The sequence below is a fragment of the Marinicella rhabdoformis genome, assembly GCF_009671245.1.
Lineage (GTDB): Bacteria > Pseudomonadota > Gammaproteobacteria > Xanthomonadales > Marinicellaceae > Marinicella > Marinicella rhabdoformis.
On the sequence record NZ_VTFS01000003.1, the window covers coordinates 186,742 to 204,495 of the forward strand.

The 17,754-nt window shown below is 42.3% G+C and carries 14 protein-coding genes and 1 pseudogene; 7 read left to right on the forward strand and 8 right to left on the reverse strand.

Annotated elements, in window-relative coordinates; translation table 11 throughout:
* Window positions 1–10 precede the first annotated feature (10 nt).
* Together FET73_RS08660 and FET73_RS08665 are read right to left on the reverse strand one after the other, a co-directional pair.
* Complete coding sequence (locus FET73_RS08660) at window positions 11–460, reverse strand: PaaI family thioesterase (protein WP_154223556.1); 450 nt, start codon at window positions 458–460, stop codon at window positions 11–13.
* Window positions 457–1,512, reverse strand: a complete 1,056-nt coding sequence (locus tag FET73_RS08665; RefSeq protein ID WP_179952199.1) for a ribonuclease D — start codon at window positions 1,510–1,512, stop codon at window positions 457–459. Before FET73_RS08665 ends, FET73_RS08660 begins: the two co-directional genes overlap by 4 nt.
* Between FET73_RS08665 and FET73_RS08670 the strand changes: the two genes are divergently transcribed.
* Both FET73_RS08670 and FET73_RS08675 read left to right on the forward strand, forming a co-directional pair.
* The gene (locus FET73_RS08670; protein ID WP_154223558.1) at window positions 1,511–3,139 is read left to right on the forward strand and encodes a bifunctional metallophosphatase/5'-nucleotidase; all 1,629 of its coding nucleotides are present in this window, start codon (window positions 1,511–1,513) and stop codon (window positions 3,137–3,139) included. The two genes, FET73_RS08665 and FET73_RS08670, sit on opposite strands and share 2 nt — an antisense overlap.
* 3 nt (window positions 3,140–3,142) lie before the next feature.
* Window positions 3,143–5,017, forward strand: a complete 1,875-nt coding sequence (locus FET73_RS08675; protein ID WP_154223559.1) for a formylglycine-generating enzyme family protein — start codon at window positions 3,143–3,145, stop codon at window positions 5,015–5,017.
* On the opposite strand, the gene FET73_RS08680 is transcribed toward FET73_RS08675, so the two are convergent.
* Together FET73_RS08680 and FET73_RS08685 are read right to left on the reverse strand one after the other, a co-directional pair.
* Window positions 4,979–5,869 (reverse strand): NAD(P)-dependent oxidoreductase, encoded by an 891-nt coding sequence (locus FET73_RS08680; RefSeq protein WP_154223560.1) that lies wholly within the window; start codon window positions 5,867–5,869, stop codon window positions 4,979–4,981. The genes FET73_RS08675 and FET73_RS08680 overlap by 39 nt on opposite strands.
* Window positions 5,870–5,914: 45 nt before the next feature.
* A pseudogene (locus FET73_RS08685) lies at window positions 5,915–6,367 on the reverse strand (RNA pyrophosphohydrolase); the annotation flags it as partial.
* A 264-nt stretch (window positions 6,368–6,631) separates the two neighbouring features.
* On the opposite strand from FET73_RS08685, the gene FET73_RS08690 reads away from it, so the two are divergent.
* The 5 genes from FET73_RS08690 (at window position 6,632) to FET73_RS08710 (ending at window position 12,614) form a co-directional block, all read left to right on the forward strand.
* The gene (locus FET73_RS08690; protein ID WP_154223562.1) at window positions 6,632–7,849 is read left to right on the forward strand and encodes an alginate export family protein; all 1,218 of its coding nucleotides are present in this window, start codon (window positions 6,632–6,634) and stop codon (window positions 7,847–7,849) included.
* A 197-nt stretch (window positions 7,850–8,046) separates the two neighbouring features.
* Window positions 8,047–8,481 carry a c-type cytochrome gene (locus FET73_RS08695; protein WP_154223563.1) on the forward strand — a complete coding sequence of 145 codons (435 nt, stop codon included), beginning with the start codon at window positions 8,047–8,049 and terminating at the stop codon, window positions 8,479–8,481.
* A 12-nt stretch (window positions 8,482–8,493) separates the two neighbouring features.
* A complete protein-coding gene (locus FET73_RS08700) occupies window positions 8,494–9,888 on the forward strand; it encodes a cbb3-type cytochrome c oxidase subunit I (protein WP_154223564.1) in 1,395 nt (464 codons plus the stop codon).
* 64 nt (window positions 9,889–9,952) lie between these two features.
* Window positions 9,953–10,780: a CbbQ/NirQ/NorQ/GpvN family protein gene (locus tag FET73_RS08705; RefSeq protein WP_154223565.1), complete on the forward strand. Its 828-nt coding sequence runs from the start codon at window positions 9,953–9,955 to the stop codon at window positions 10,778–10,780.
* Between the two features lie 4 nt (window positions 10,781–10,784).
* Complete coding sequence (locus FET73_RS08710) at window positions 10,785–12,614, forward strand: nitric oxide reductase activation protein NorD (protein ID WP_154223566.1); 1,830 nt, start codon at window positions 10,785–10,787, stop codon at window positions 12,612–12,614.
* A 39-nt stretch (window positions 12,615–12,653) separates the two neighbouring features.
* Here FET73_RS08710 and FET73_RS08715 read toward each other — a convergent pair whose 3' ends face one another.
* From FET73_RS08715 to FET73_RS08730, 4 genes are all read right to left on the reverse strand, one after another.
* Complete coding sequence (locus FET73_RS08715) at window positions 12,654–15,509, reverse strand: type I restriction endonuclease subunit R (protein WP_154223567.1); 2,856 nt, start codon at window positions 15,507–15,509, stop codon at window positions 12,654–12,656.
* Window positions 15,510–15,998: 489 nt separating this feature from the next.
* A complete protein-coding gene (locus tag FET73_RS08720; RefSeq protein WP_154223568.1) occupies window positions 15,999–16,550 on the reverse strand; it encodes a DUF6933 domain-containing protein in 552 nt (183 codons plus the stop codon).
* A 42-nt stretch (window positions 16,551–16,592) separates the two neighbouring features.
* Window positions 16,593–17,129 (reverse strand): REP-associated tyrosine transposase, encoded by a 537-nt coding sequence (locus FET73_RS08725; RefSeq protein ID WP_154223569.1) that lies wholly within the window; start codon window positions 17,127–17,129, stop codon window positions 16,593–16,595.
* A gap of 213 nt (window positions 17,130–17,342) precedes the next feature.
* Window positions 17,343–17,657 carry a transposase gene (locus FET73_RS08730; RefSeq protein ID WP_154223570.1) on the reverse strand — a complete coding sequence of 105 codons (315 nt, stop codon included), beginning with the start codon at window positions 17,655–17,657 and terminating at the stop codon, window positions 17,343–17,345.
* Window positions 17,658–17,754: the final 97 nt, after the last annotated feature.

The window sequence follows — 17,754 nt, forward strand, 5'->3', positions numbered from 1 at the left end:
ATACTAAACGTCAATCTAAAGCACAATTATAACCGTTCACATCAACTAATTTATTTTTAGAGCGCACAAAGATACCATTTCCACGACCTATTTCTTTGTCATGTTCGTTATACACCACGGCTTCAGCTATTATTTGGCTGCGATTTTTGTTCACCACACGACCTTTAGCAATCATTTTTCCGGTTGAAACAGGCCGAGTCAGGTAGGTTGTAAACGAAGTTGTGAGGACGAAATAATCAGGTTCGATTGAATTGGCAGCAAAAAATGCCGCATCATCGAGCATTTTAAAATACACAGACCCGTGAACGGCACCACCGGCATGATGGTATTGTTCAGTCAGTTCAATGCTGATATCGGCCCTTCCCTCATTGACGCTCAAATTTGGCATAAACAAAGCATTAAAAGGAGCAGCTTGGTACATGCTTTCTAAACAACGATAATGCACTTCCTTTGCCTTCATTGGATGGCTCGCCAGGTGGCCAAATCATTTAAAGTTTTGTTTTCAAATGCCAAACGCTTCAGTCCAGCAACATTAACGACTAATGCCGGTTCAATGCCCAAAGATTCGCAATGTTGGTTCAAGGTGTTTTTCATTTGTGTTAAAGCTTCACCCTGTTGACTTTTAAGCTTTACCATCACCGGCAATGCCGCTTCTTCTATGTCCTGCGCACCTTTTAAAAGTTTCAGTAAATGGTCTGCATGTATTCTCAACATATTGGGGTGTAAGCCCAATTGAAACATATCCTGTTTGCTTTTCACCTTGACAGCCATGTCTGACAACTGTTGTGGATTGAGAATCCAATTTCTGGGTTTGTTTCTATCTACTGCCTGTTGCTCACGCCACCCTAACAAAGCCCAAAGTTTCTTTTGTGCAGCAATTGGCAGCCTTTGTGACTTAACCATTTTTTGAAACACTTTTTCTGCATGCAAATCAACAGTGACATTTGCCAACTGTTGTGACATCAACTCATCAAACAAGGGCCGCGTACTTTTGGATTCCATTTTAGCCTCCAAAAGACCTTTCAATTCAGGCAAGTAAGCAATGTCCTCTATCGCATAATCAATTTGAGCATCTGTTAATGGCCGTTTCAACCAATCTGAACGGCTTTCAGCCTTTGACAATTCAATTCCAAGTAAATCTTTTACTAAGTTTTGATATGAGTAATGCAATCCAAACCCACTTGCAGCAGCAGCCACCTGCGTATCAAACAAGGCATCAGGTAAGCTACCTGTTAATTGGTGCCATAAATACAAATCCTCTGATCCCGAGTGCAAAATCACTTTTTTTATGGCGCGAAACATCATTGGAGCCACCTGTTGGTCCAACAAATCCACTAAATATGCACGCCCATTCACACAAACCTGCAACAATGCCGGATTCATATAATAAGTTCGACTGCGCTCAAACTCAGTATCTATCGCATAAAACATGCCATTGTCACAAACAGATGCTAAATTAGCTGCCTGTTCTGGTTCATCTATCCATTGATAATTTGTTAAGATATTGCTCATGAAATTTCCTAAGATTTTTTTGACCTGTGTGGTCATTGTAGTTTCTGCTTGCCAACATGCAAGTCAAAAACCTGAACCCGCTGTTCAAGCTTCTAGTTTGGCAGTGATTTCAATCAACGATGTTTACCGTACTGCTGGTATTGATGCAGGCAAAACTGGTGGCTTGGCACGCGTGCGTGCATTGAGGAAAAAACTGCAATCAGAATACGAACACGTCCTGTTATTACATGCAGGAGACTTTTTACACCCTTCTTTCGCCAGCAAACAAGACAATGGTGCCTCAATGATTCAAATCATGAACCATTTAGATGGTGCATTTGATGAATTTGACCAAGACATGGTTGTCACATTTGGTAACCATGAGTTTGATAAAAGCAAAGCCAAATACACACCATTAATGGAGGGGCTATTAAACAAAAGTGAATTCACCTGGCTTGATTCTAACATCAACTGGCAAACCGGTTTCAACAAAAATGACCACGTCATAAACAGCATCATCAAAACTTATGGTGATTTGAACGTGGGAATTTTTTCTTTCACCACCGACATGCAACACCCAGATTTTATTGAGTCTTTTGATGGTTTTGCGGCAACTGCTGAAAAGTATGTACCCGCACTGCGAGAACAAGGGGCCGATGTGGTCATTGCTTTGACACACCAATGGCTTCAAGATGATGTGGCGATGATGCAATTACCTTTGTCATATAGGCCAGACGTTATTTTTGGTGGTCATGAACATTTTGCACAATTAGAAGCCGTTAATGACCGATGGATCATCAAAGCCGATGCCGATGCCGCCTCTGCTGCTGTGGTTGAGATCAGCCAGTCAAATGGCGGGGTTTCAATTGAACAACCCATTATTGTACCTTTAGACCATAACATCCAAGAAGACCCAAAAACGGCACGCTGGGTTGCCGCACTGAATCAAAGCATTGATCATGCTTATTGTCGAAAAATAGAACACGAAAGCGAACAATGTTTGGCCACAGAATTAGGGAAAACACAGGTAAAACTGATTGCTGAAGAGACAGAAATCAGGCGTTTTGAAACTAATTTAGGAAGTTTATTGGCAGATTTGGCTTTGGCGCCATTCAAAAGCTGTGGCGCTGACATCGCGTTACTGAATTCGGGCTCAATTCGACTTAACCAAAATATTCCTGCAGGTGACAGCATCACCCAAAAACATTTGGAAGAAATGTTTCCTTACCCATCAGATTTAAGGTTAATTGAAATCAACGGTAAAACACTACAAGCCATATTAAATCACAGTGTTTCTGGTTGGACAGCCAATGGGCATTGGCTACAAATAGCTGGACTGGCTTACACACATGATTCTGACCTACAAACAGCCACGCACATCCATGTCAACAGCAGCAATGAAACCATCCAAGATGACCAGATTTTCAGGGCTGTGGTACCACATTACCTCATTTCACCTGTAACCAATCATGACGGTTATCACATGATTGATGAGTCTATGGAAGTGTCATGTGAAAAAACAACAAACAACCCTACTCTGAGAGAAACCAAACATTTATTTAAACAATATTTGATGCAAAGCCCTGAAGGCATATCGCCTGAAACCAAAGGCAGAATCTGTCATGTGCAAACACAGCAGTGCAACTGACGCATGGGACAACTAAGCTTCAAAGAACTGTTTATGATGCTGTTAGGGCTTGGCTTAATCGCCAGCCTTTATTACCTCAAAATCAGCCCTGATTTATTTACTCAACCAGTGGCAACGCTACCAGTAGAGTTAACAGAAACAGTCGAAGTAGAATCTAAGCCGATCAGTTTACCTGCCACAGTGATTGAACAGGTAAAAATCCCTGACTGGTTAGAAAATAAAAATGATTACGACTTGGTTGGCCTGACTGTAGATGATTTGTGGCAGTTTGCCCAAACAGCACATCAACAAGATCATGATTTTTTCCCCGAACAACAAAACGCATTGTTTTATTTGCTCCAAGCACAAAAGGCTGGTTTGGACACCGAGGAAAGTCAGGTCATGATGACCACATTAGAAGCCCGTCTTTATGCTGCAGCTGAAGAAGCTGCTACCAATTATCAAACTCAACGCCTGACTGACCTCACAGCACGATTGAAAACCATTAATCCTGATGATGAAAAAATTCAACAGTACACCACAAAAATTGGTACGTTTTACACTTTAGAAAAGTTAAGCAAACAAGCCGCACAACAATTAAGTGAAGGTCTTTTTAGTGCGCAAAACCAACAGGATCTGGTTCATACCTTGATTGCTGCAGAACAAATTGACAACAACCATCCAGAAATAAAAAGAATAAAAAACTTGGCAATCATGGATTTAACAGAACAGGCTTTTCGTTCGGCAGATGAAAATGATTATGAAATAGCAGAATCACAATTAGCCATTGCACAAACCATTGATTCAGCCCACCCAGAAACATTAGCAACCGTTGACGCCATATACCAACAAAAACAAGACCGGTTCACTTATTTAGACAACCAATTTTATTTGGCAATTGATCAATTGAATTTAGCTCGAGCCAAAAACCTGCTGGCCGAATTATCAGCCCTGAACATTCAAAGTGACCAAATAAATGGCTATCAAGCACTTTACAACAAAACACAGACATACGGTCGCTTAAACCCCCTAGACCCTACCCAAGACTATTTGGCCAATGGACAATTAGGACCTGAATTGGTTGTCATTCCTGTCGGAAGTTTCACTATGGGCGATCGACAAGGACCGTCTCATCAAAAGCCGGCACATCAAGTAACCATCACCAAAGCTTTTGCGATTGGTAAAACTGAAATTTCCGTTGCTCAATTTGCTCAATTCATAAACAGCACGCAATACATTACCACTGCTGAGGAAAAAAACATCTCTCAGATTTACGACCCAAGAAGTGGACGTTTCAAAGCCAAACACGGCATCAACTGGCGACATGACTACCAAGGAAAAAATGCAGATCAAGACTTGCCCGTTATTCATGTATCCGTCAATGATGCCTTGGCTTATGCTGCATGGCTGGCTAAACAAACAGGAGCAGCCTATCGTTTGCCTTCTGAAAATGAATTTGAATACGTATTAGGCATGGGTCACGATTACCGTTACCCGTGGGGTAACAGTGACCCAGTCCAGGTGATGGGAAACTTTTCTGGTGCCAAAGATAAATTGAACAAAAGCCGCATCCGTTGGCGTGAAGGTTTTACTGAGTACCAAGATGGCTTTTGGGGGCCGGCACCCACTGCTCATTTTCTGCCGAACCTATATGGCTTAAATGATTTAAGTGGCAACGTGATGGAATGGGTGGCAGATTGTTGGCATGATTCATATGTGCGAGCACCCAGTGACAACACCGCATGGATTAACGCCGGCTGTGAAGAGCGTGTCATTCGCGGTGGACATTGGGCCAGCAGCAAATCAGACTATCGCATTCAACACAGAATAAAAGCCAAACAAGACTTCACTGACCCAAGATTAGGCTTCCGAATCGCCAAGGACATATTGGTTAAATAATTCAACAACCATATCAGCTGTTTGTTGGGCATCAGAACGAGCTGAAACGTGTGGCGTGATGGTCACATTGTCCAATTGCCATAACGGACTTTCTGCAGGCAACGGTTCAGCTTCAAACACGTCCAAAACAGCATGTTTAAGTTGATTATTTTGTAATGCCTCACACAATGCCATTTCATCAACATGCGCGCCACGAGCCACATTAATTAATGTGGCACTGTCTTTAAACCAAGACAAAGAAGTGCCGTTTATGATGTGATGCGTTTCGTTTGTTAACGGTAACAACAAGACAACAAAGTCACTTTGTTCTATGACATGTTTGAACCCCGCATTATCATGAAAACACTGATGATTGGGGTGCTCAGATTGCGCAGTCCAAGCCAAAGTATTGAACCCCAAATCAGAACATCGGTCAGCAACAAAACCACCTAAAGCCCCCAGACCAATAAATCCCACGGTAGGAATGTCTTCAGTCTCTAATACCTGCCATTGTTTTTGATGTTGTTGGGAGTAGTACCCCAACTGGTGACGAGATTCAGACATGATGTACAACAGCACATATTGAGCCATCAGCTGCTTTAAACATTTTGTGACAATCCGCAGTTGAAGCAAACCAGATAAAGCCACATCATGGTCCATATGGTCAGTACCCGCACCCAAAGATGTCACTGCTTTTAAGTTTTTAAATTGTTCAGTAATGCCTTGAGGGTGTTGCCACAACACGGCAAACTCCACCAAATCAGGTCGTGAAATATTGGGCCACTGCTGAATCAAAAAACCCGGCAACTTTGCTTGAATCATTTGACACAAACCACTGCAGTCACGATCTGTAACCACCACTGCAATACTCATGCCTTTACCCTTTTACTCAAGTTAAACTGCGTCGATTAAAAACTCCAAATGTTTCAATGCGCGTTTATAAACTGGACGTTTAAAATGAATCACATTGTGCGCTGGATACCAAAAATCAACCCAACGGTAGGATTCAAACTCAGGAGAATCTGTTTTATTAAAATCTACAACAGATTCATGCTCAATCAATTTGAGCAAATAATACACTTGTTTTTGTCCAACGAACAACGGATCAGAATCGCGCTTATGAAACTTTTTAGGCAGCTCATATTTTAACCACCCTGGGGTACAACCCAACACATCAACATGTTGTGGACGTAGACCCACTTCTTCATACAGCTCTCTGAACATGGCTTCTTCTGCGGATTCGTCATTATTTATGCCGCCTTGTGGAAATTGCCACCCGTTCCCTCGGGTGCGCTTTGCCCAGAAAACTTGTCCGTTATCGTCTAACAAGATGATACCCACATTGGGGCGAAAGCCATCTCTGTCAACCATAACTCTTTATATTTTTAAACTGGCTCTATTGTTTCAAAAAAATGAATTTTTCACAAGTAATAATCAGTTTTACAGCCCACCCTGTATTACAAATTCAATAACATCAAAGGCCCTTATCGCATCAATAAAACGGCAATATAACCACAAAAAGCACACTGTGGTTTTACATTTATTTAACTTTTGCCAAAAGTTGACCTGGGTCAATGCAACTGCCTTAAAGAAAAAGCACAATTCACCCCATCATTTAACCACTGGAGTTAATCCTTGAAAAAAACACTCAAGCCATTATATTTATTAGCCTTGTTGCCCGCATTAGGGCAAGCAGATGATGCCGTTCAAGCGGCCACTTTTGGTGACGCCATTTCTGAAGGTAAAGCACATGTAATGTTGCGTTACCGTTTTGAACATGTAGACCAAGATGGCAAATCAAAAAATGCCAACGCATCAACTTTATTAACACGGTTGAACTATTTGACAAAAGATTACAATGGTTGGCAGGTGTTTTTAGAAGCTGACAATGTTTCAGAAGTAGGCATTGACGACTTCAATGCAGGCATGGGAAACACACCGAATCGTGGCGAATATCCAATTGTCGCTGACCCATCAGGTACAGAGGTAAACCAAGCCTGGGTTCAGTTTAAACACAATAACAACAAGTTCAAATTGGGTCGTCAACGCATAGTGTTAGACAACCAACGCTTTGTTGGTGGCGTGGCATGGCGTCAAAACGAACAAACATACGACTCATTCAGTATGGATTTCAATTTTGATGACAGCCGCTTATTTGTCGCTTACATTGATAAAGTTCACCGTATTTTTGGTGATGATGTTGCTGCTGGCAACCATGACAATCAATCATTCTTGATTAACTACAGCAACAAACTGAATCAAAACAGTAAGCTCGGTATATACCACTACAACATTGACAACGAAAATGCAGCCGCCTTTTCAACTGCCACTACTGGTGCGTTCTTCGAATGGGGTAACAAAGGTGCTGATTTGCCGTTGAACTTCAAAGCTGAATTTGCACAACAAAGCGACAATGCAGACAACCCAGTCAACTACACCGCCAACTATTACCGTTTAGACGCTGGCATACAGTTCAAACCGATGAAATTACTCGCCGGCTACGAAGTCCTCACTGGCGATGCCAACAAGTCAGGTGCCATGTTCCGTACACCTTTGGCTACTTTGCATGCCTTTAATGGTTGGGCCGATCAATTTTTAAATACCCCACAAGCAGGTATTGAGGATGCGTTCATCGGCAGTCAGTTCAACACAGGCAGCTTTAAATGGCAGGTACTATTCCATGACTTTAATGTAGAAGATGGCAGTTCTGACTTAGGCAATGAAGTGGATTTATCTGTAGCTAAAAAACTCAGTAAACGCACAAAAGGCTTATTTAAAATCGCCCACTTTGACGGCAAAGGCGCTCGTAAAGACGTGGATAAAGTTTGGTTCATGTTACAGGCCAACTTTTAATTAGTTTACACAAATTGACCTAGGTCAAGTGAGGTAGAGTAAAAAATGAATATCATGGGAACCATCGTAGGCCGGCTTATCATACTGTCAAGCATAAAACGTGATTCACACCGTCGGTCTGCGATACTTTTGATTTCTTCCCAATATTTATTTTCAACTTTGCCTCGCATCTTTTTTAACAAAGACAGGAGGATTCCATGAAAGAATTTTTCACCAAAAGTGTCGCCAGAAATATTTACTATGGTGGTTCTTTATTTTTCATATTGCTGTTTATCGTTTTAACGGTAGACACCCATAAACGCTTACCCGATAGAGACAACCGTGAAGCACTGACAGAAACTGCCAAGCATGGTAAGCGATTGTGGGAAGAAAACAACTGCATTGGTTGTCACACATTGTTAGGAGAAGGTGCGTACTTTGCACCTGAATTGGGCAATGTTTACTTGCGATTCGGCAAGAGCAAAGAAGCCATTAAAGCCTACATCAAAAGCCGCCCCGTCAATGGCATTCCAGGCCGTCGCAGCATGCCGCAGTTCAACTTCACAGAAGAAGAACTGGATGCCTTGGCTGATTTTTTAGAGTACACCAGCGGTATCAATACCGAGCAGTGGCCGCCTAACATTCAAGGATAAAGGAGCATCAAAATGAAATATCAATCTCAATCTGTAGCAAAACTCTATTTTATAGCTGCCATTGGCCTCTTCGTTGGCCAAATTTTATTCGGTGTTATCCTAGGGTTGCAATACGTCATGGGTGACTTCCTGTTTCCTTATATCCCTTTTAACATCGCCAGAATGGTCCATACCAACCTGCTAATCGTCTGGTTACTCTTCGGTTTCATGGGTGCCAGTTACTATTTGGTGCCAGAAGAATCTGGGCGAGAACTCCACTCAGTAAAACTTGCAAAACTCCTTTTTTGGGTGTTTTTAGGTGCAGGTGTCATCATCATTCTGAGTTACTTACTGATTCCATACGGCCGACTGGCCGAACTCACTGGTAACAGCTTTTTACCGACCATGGGTCGTGAGTTTTTAGAACAACCAACCATCGGTAAGATAGGGATAGCTGTGGTTTGCGCAGGCTTTCTCTATAACATTGCAGTCACCATCCTGTCAGGTAGGAAAACCGTGATTAACATGGTCTTATTGACTGGTTTGGTGGGTTTGGTTGTACTCTGGCTGTTCTCTTTTGTTAACCCAGAAAACTTGGTGTTAGACAAATACTATTGGTGGTGGGTTGTTCACTTATGGGTAGAAGGTGTCTGGGAGTTGATTCTCGGTTCATTATTGGCCTTTGTCCTGATCAAAACCACTGGTGTTGACCGCGAAGTGATTGAAAAATGGTTGTATGTCATCATTGCCATGGCTTTGATTACAGGCATCATCGGTACGGGTCACCACTACTTCTTCATCGGCACCCCGGGTTACTGGCAATGGTTGGGCTCCATATTTGGCGCTTTGGAACCGATTCCATTCTTCTTGATGACTTTATTCGCCTTCAACATGGTCAACAAAAGACGCAGACGCCACAGCAACAAAGTGGCCGTACTTTGGGCTCTAGGTACGGGTGTGATGGCATTCTTGGGTGCAGGTGTGTGGGGCTTCTTGCACACTTTAGCACCTGTAAACTTTTACACTCATGGCACACAAATCACCGCCGCTCATGGTCACATGGCCTTTTATGGCGCCTATGTGATGGTGGTACTGACCATCATTTCTTACGCCATGCCTAAACTGCGCGGTCGCCGTGCCAATTCAAATAAGGCCCAAGTGGTTGAAATGTGGTCTTTCTGGATGATGACTGTATCGATGGTGTTCATCACCTTGTTCCTGACCGCAGCAGGCGTGGTTCAAGTCTATTTACAGCGCATGGGCGAAGCACCTTTGCCATTCATGGTGGTTCAAGAAAAACTTGAAATCTTCTATTGGATGCGTGAAGCCGCTGGCTTGGTGTTCTTGTTGGGCTTGATTGTTTATATCTCTAGCTTTTTCATCAAAGGTGAAGCCGACCCAGTTGATGAAATCAGTCACCCCAATTAATTTCCTCCGATGTTGGGCTCTTTACTGCTTTGCAGTAAGGGGCCTGACTTTATAAGGATTGACTATGAAAAACATACAAACAATTAAACACTCAGAATCAGCCGCAGAATCACACGAAAAAGCACCCTTCTATCAAGCAGTGGGTAATGAGCTTGAACTGTTCACTACCGCTTGGCAAAACCAATTGCCGGTGTTGCTGAAAGGCCCTACAGGCTGCGGTAAAACCCGCTTTGTTCAACACATGGCAGATCAGTTGGGCAAAAAACTCTACACCGTCGCCTGTCATGAAGACTTAACGGCTTCAGATTTGATTGGCCGTCATTTGATTGGTGATGGAAAAACCTATTGGCAAGATGGTCCTTTAACCAAAGCCGTACGTGAAGGCGCCATTTGTTACCTTGATGAAGTGGTTGAAGCGCGCAAGGACAGTATTGTTGCCATACACCCTTTGACCGATGACCGCCGCATTTTACCGATAGAACGCACCGGTGAATTATTACAGGCACCTGATGGTTTTATGTTGGTGGTGTCTTACAACCCCGGCTATCAAAATTTACTCAAAGGCATGAAACCCTCAACCAGGCAGCGCTTTGTATCGATGCGCTTTGATTATCCTGATGCCGAACTGGAAGCCAACATCATTCAAAAAGAAAGTGGTTGCACCGACGAATGGGCCAATCAATTGGCACAGTTAGCACAACAATTGCGACAACTTAAAGACCACGACTTAGAAGAATCCGTTTCTACCCGTTTGTTGATATATGCTGCCACTTTAATCACCCATGGCATGCCCGCCATGAACGCCTGCGAGGCCGCCATTGCTGAAGCTTTAAGCGATGATGAAACCGTGGTTGAAGCCTTAATGCAAGTCACCAAAGCGCACATAGGATAAGTCAATGGAAGAATGGGTGGGTGTCAAATGGCACCATTACATCACACAAAAAGCGATGCCAAGCTTTACAGAAGCTGCTGTTGCCTTAGACTCTATTCAAAAGTCACTGGCAATCTATTTCCGTGCCTTGGGTGGTGATAAAGCGCTAAAAATCAGCTTCACTGGCCCACAAAAAATACACAGTCATCGAAACTGGATACAAAAAATTGCCGGAGCTGGCGACCGCCTAGAATGCGCCCACTTCCAACGTGACCACCTGTATTTACCCGAAGTTATCAACTGCTTTGCCGACAGCGAAAACAACCGTGCGTTGTATTATTGGTTGGCCGCCATGGCCAGCCACAACCAGTCACCCCACAGCGACCACCTTCTGGCGCACAACCTGTATTTAACCCAATCATGCTTTAAACAATGGCCCGGTTTGCGCAAAAGCTACAACACCTTAATCAAAAAACACATCAAACACCGCCGTGACATCAACAAACTGCCCAAGTCATTACAAGCCGCTGAGCAACAATTGCGTGACTCCTTACTGGATCTGTCGCCAGAGCCGGGCATTCCAACTGACCTGCTCAGTCAACTAAACCCCGTGCCTTTGTGGTTATACCCCAGCCCATTGGGCGCATCCAAAACGGCGAACAACAATGACCAGCAAGACCCTGATATGTCAGCCCAAGCCAGTCACAATGAAGCCAAAAAGAACAAAAGGTACCAAGCCGAACGGATAGAAGATGCCGAAAAAGACGGCCTCTTGTCTTTCCGCTTAGAAAGCCTGTTCACTTGGTCTGAATTCATCAATTTAGACCGCAGTGAAGAAGACGGTGAAGATGAAGATGCCATGCGAGTGGCCGATGACTTGGATCAATTAAGCGTATCAAGAGGCGAAACTGCCAGTAAATTGAAACTGGATTTAGATTTACCTTCACCCGAATACGATGACCACATCAAGTTGTCTGGCATTTTATTACCCGAATGGCACCACAAAAAACAACAACTGATCAAAGACCATTGCTCGCTGCAAGTGATGCAAATAAAGCACACACCACCCGCCACCTGGTCTCCAAAATTAAGAAAAACAGCGCAACAATTAAAACGCCAATTCGAAGCCCTCAAACCGCAAAGACAATGGTTCAACAACCAAAGCGAAGGCCAAGAACCCGACCTCACCAGCTTCCTCGACTTCATGGTCTCCAAACACCAAGGTTCGGGACAAAGTGACCCCAAACTGTATCGACATTGCCAACAATCACACCGTGATTTAAGCAGTTTGATATTGACCGACATATCTTTATCAACTGACGCCTACATCAGCCAAAGTCAAAAAGTCATAGACGTCATTAAGGACAGCCTTTACCTGACATCAGAATGTTTGCACGCCGCAAACGAACGCTTTGCCATCGCGGGTTTTACCTCACGCAAACGCAACCTGGTTCGCTACTACGACATCAAAGGCTTTGATCAACCATACAATGATGATATCAGGAATGCCATTCATGCCATTGAACCCAATTATTACACCCGCATGGGCACCGCCATACGCTACGGTTGCGAACAACTGAACAAACAGAAAACCAGCCAAAAACTGATGATCATTCTGACCGACGGTAAACCCAACGACTTAGACCATTACGAAGGCAAACACGGCTTGGAAGACACCCGCCACGCCATCATCGAAGCCAAACAAGCCGGCATCACACCATTCTGTGTATCAATTGACCAACAAGCCTACGAATACCTACCCTATTTGTTCGGCTCACAATCCTACTTCCACATCAAAAAAGCCACCGACCTGCCTAAAAAACTACCCCAACTGTATTACCAATTGACGACTTAAAGCGCATTCACTGCCCTTAAACCACCACAGATAAACGCATCAAACTCCACCTATGCCATTAATGAATGTATCTACATAATTCGTGACTTTCTGAATCAAGCGTTCGGCGGTGGATTTTCTTTCGCTGAGTTTGGGTCGGGTTTGCATCATGGCGATGACATCGTCGCGCATGGGTTCTCTTTTGGTGTAGAGGAAATCTCCAATAACCGATTCGAGCTTGTTTGGGTCGAGTTGTTCGGTTTCTGAAAAAACTTGGATGGCGCGTTGTTTTTCGGCTTCCCAGAATGCTTCAAAAGCATCCGGTACCGCATTGGCATCACTGATGAGTGGCAAATGTTTGTTGATGAATTTTTCTATCAGTTCACGCTTGCTGCGCAGTTCCAATTCGCCCATCATGGCATCAATGATTTTAGCTTTGTGGGCATCTTGTTCTTTCTCTGGGGCTTCTTTCAGGCCTTTGAGTAAGTTGACGATGTAGGTGACGTTAATTTCATCGCGGTGTATCAACTCTAATTCAAAGTCGATGTCATCAAGGATGGAAACTTTATCAGGTTCATTTAACTTTCTGGTTTTGTCGTACAAGTCCAGGTATTTGCTTTTGTAATCTTCAAAAGTTTGTTCCTCTATTGGCAAGTCTTTGAACTCGAAATCGGTATAACTACTGAGGATGTTTTTGATGCGCATCAGGTTACGAAAAGCCTGAACAAAAGCCAGTTCATCCTCTTCTGTCTGCAAATCATTCACACTGTCCACAGTGGGCACCAGTCCTAACAATATTTGGCAAGCAGATTCAAAATCCTCTAAATAGTCTTCATACGGCGGAATGATGATTTCGTCTTTGTTGTGCAGATTGGAGAACAAACGAATGGCATCATCTGTGGCCGGTTTGAGGTTACGGAAACATACGATGTTACCTTGAGATTTCAGTTCATTGAGGATGCGGTTGGTTCTGGAATAGGCCTGAATCAGACCGTGATACTTGAGGTTTTTATCTACATACAAAGTATTTAACGGCTTGCTGTCGAAGCCAGTTAAAAACATATTCACTACCAACAGCACATCGACCTGTTTGGCTTTCACCCTTTTGGCAATGTCATTGTAATAGCTATAAAACGATTTGGAGTCTTTGGTGGTGTAGTTGGTGCTGAATTGTTGGTTGTATTCACTAATGAAACGCTCCAAATGGTCTCTGCTGTGCGAATAATATTGTCCACTTTCTTCTGCCGCTTTCAAAGCTTGAAAGTCTGGGTCTGTGGCACCCACTCCCAATGCTTTTTTATCCTCTTCATTGGCTTGATAAGAAAATATGGTGGCCATTTTTAAGTCATGATCACCTGCTGACTTTCTGTCCAAGAGCATTTGATAATACTGAATCAAATGATCGACGCTGGAAACACAAAAAATAGAGGTGAATGCTTTGTTGTGGGTTTTGCGGTGGTGGTGTTTGATGATGTAATCGACGACTTGAGTCATGTGCTTTGAATCTGAAAAAACCTCTTCTTCATCAATCCCAGCAACTTGTTCATCATTGATTTCATTCTTTTGCTTGAACGTTTTGTAGTATTCAATCGAAAACGGCAACACATTTTCATCCCTGATGGCATCGGTGATAACGTATTTGTGTAGGCATCGGCCAAATAACATGCCAGTGGTTCGTTTGCCCAAATCATTCTTCAAGGCGTTTTCTTCAAAGATAGGCGTGCCTGTGAATCCAAACATTTGAGCCCCAGTGAAAAATTCTTTGATCTTACCGTGTGTCGCGCCAAACTGACTGCGGTGACATTCATCGAAGATAAACACCACCCTTTTATCCTGTAAATTGTTCAATCGCTTTAAATACTTGGTCTTAGATATTCCATTGTTCAACTTCTGAATGGTGGTCACAATCAGCTTGGTGTCACCTGCCAATTGTTTCACCAAAGTGCCTGTGTCTTCGGTGGCATCAATACTGCCTTTAGAGAAATTATTGAATTCCTTACTGGTCTGGTAATCAAGGTCCTTGCGGTCAACCACGAATACGACTTTGTGAATAGAGGGTAATGCCGTGAGTATTTGTGCCGTCTTGAAAGACGTCAGCGTTTTACCCGAGCCAGTGGTGTGCCAGATATAACCGTAATCGTCAGATGTCTTAACCTGATTAACAATTGCTTCAGTGGCGTAATATTGATACGGCCGAAGCACCATCAGCATTTTCTCTGTTTCGTTCAAAACGATGTACTGGCTGATCATTTTGGCCAAATGACCAGGGTCAAAGAATTCAGCAGAAAACTCGCTTAAATCTGTGACCAACTTGTTGTCTTCTTTTGTCCAATAGAAGGTCTGTTTGAAAGAACGCGAAGGAATCGCATTGTTGGCAAAGTATTTGGTGTTCACGCCATTGGAAATCACAAACAACTGCACATACTGGAACAAGCCATGGCCCGACCAATAAGAATGTTTTTCATAACGGTTAATCTGATTAAAAGCTTCTTTGACTTCCAAGCCTCGGCGCTTCAATTCAATCTGCACCAAAGGCAAGCCGTTAATTAGAATAGTCACATCGAAACGTGTGCTGTAACGCCCTTCCATGCGCACCTGTTGTGTCACTTGGAAATTGTTTTTCTCCCAGTTCAAGCCATCCAGTAACTGCACTGTTTTGGTTTCACCATTGGCATCCATATACGTCACGCGGTCACGCAAGATTTTGGCGCGATTGAAAATATTGCCCTTGTTGATGTTGTTAAGGATTTGCTTGAATTCGTGGTTGCTTAAAGTCACTTCGTTCAAACGTTCCAATTGAACTTTGAAGTTCGTCACCAACTCAGCATCGTCAGTTACATTAACCTGCTCATAGCCGATGCCTTTGAGCTGTTCGATTAAATTGTTTTCGAGGACTTGTTCGGCTTGGGTTGTCATTTGTTAATCATATGGGTCAGTTTAGTTTTCAAATACTTGAATTTGTATTGTCTTGGCGCCATAATTGTCGATGACGGGTAAGTCCTCTTATGTGCTTCAAATGTTCCCTTCCATCGGTTGGCAAGAGTTTGAAGATTATCGACATAACAGGGACCGTCTTTTTTTTGCCTGATTTTCACTTCAAATATTCCGTTTCAAATACAATCTGATTTTTAAATACATCATACCACTGAGTGTCCTGTCGTTCATACAGATTAATTAGGTTTACACTTTTCGAATTTAACGGCGATAAAAGCCGTCAAATAAAACTTATTTAAACCAAAACTTCATGATGAATCGAAGCAAGCATATTTTAAATTTCAGCCTTTTTCTTAAATAAGAACCACTGCTATTTTAATTTATCGCCATTTCCTTAAATAAGGACTTGGTTGGTTTAATAAAATAAACATATTTTAAAATGAAATTGAACCCTTAACTTTTCTAAAAAACCTAAGATCGACCCAACAAAGCCATAAACGCTTTACCAGGCCAGATGGCATCTTTACGTCCTTTTACCGTACAAGGCCTTTCAGAAAACCAAACATTCTGACGATAGCCCAACAAATCACGTACTTCAACCCCATGCATATGCCATTTCAATTCTTGAATCATTTGATTCATTGAACCCTGAACGGAACGATCGGTTTCCGTATCAAAAGCCAAACGGTGAATCAAATCATAGGCTTTATCCATTAACAGCTCATCCGCGCCCAACTTCATGATGGTGTTCAATACAGCATCCTGAAAATAATGATCGAAGTCACATAAGTCGGCCTTTTTGATATTAGGAATAAACAAAGAAAATCGCGTGGCATCATGCACCAAGAACAAACAAGGACTGCGCTGAATGCTGAAATAATGCCCATGCCAATGATTCAAAGGTATGATGCCATCTTCTGACAGCTTTTCAGTCAATGGCGCACGCAATTTGGGCTTAACACGTCCAGCTTCATCGAGTTTCAATGCTTCATACAGTTTTTTTGTGCAGTGTATTTTTATCATTATTTCTTATAAAAATGTAGGATGGGCTCTGCCCATCATAACTTAATGGTAGTTTTTTAATTGAGTAAAATCACACCAATTAACATCATAAAAACCACCCTCAACAAACTTCATAAAAGATGAATTGTGCCAATCGCATGGCTTTTCAACCAAACCATGCTTAACAGGATTATAATGAATATAATCGGTTAAATGATTTAATTCAGAACCATTGCGAATGGTGTGTTCATAATACCTTCTTTGCCACACACCACTTTCCCTTTTTTTAACCTTGCTCAATGACACTTCTCTTGACAGCTCAAGCCTTAAATCATTCGGTAAACTTTTTGTAAAATTAATCTTCAGTAGTGAAACAATACGGGGATATTCTGCAATATTCTGCGGCTTTAAAATCAAGTGGAAGTGTTCAGGCAGAACCACAATGGCATGAATGTTGAATTTCATTTTTTGCTGAACAGCCTTCAAAGCCAATCTGAACTCAGAAATATAATCTGTTAAAAGCTGACGCTTTCTGTTATTGATTGCGACAGTGATAAAAACATAACTATTTTCTACAAAAACTCTTCTAAAAGTTGGCATCTATAAATTTTAACACCGCATGATAAGGAAACCCATCAATAAACCAAAACCTTTTAAATACACAAAATACCGTAGGATGGGCTCTGCCCATCAAAAACCCCAACAAACCATTAATGCCGAATATTTTTTATCCAAACACCTCAAATTTCAAAGCTGGAACGATTACACATACCGATAAATTGTGATGGGCGGAGCCCATCCTACGTGGCTTTTTTAAACCTTGCTCAATGACACTTCTCTTGACAGCTCAAGCCTTAAATCATTCGGTAAACTTTTTGTAAAATTAATCTTCAGCAGTGAAACAATACGAGGATATTCTGTAATATTTTGCGGCTTTAAAATCATGTGGAAGTGTTCAGGCAGAACCACAATGGCATGAATGTTGAATTTAAATTTTTGCTGAACAGCCTTCAAAGCCAATCTGAACTCAGAAATATAATCTGTTAAAAGCTGACGCTTTCTGTTATTGATTGCGACAGTGATAAAAACATAACTATTTTCTACAAAAACTCTTCTAAAAGTTGGCATCTATAAATTTTAACACCGCAAGACAAGGAAACCCCATCAATAAACCCAAACCTTTTAAATACACAAAATACCGTAGGATGGGCTCTGCCCATAAAAA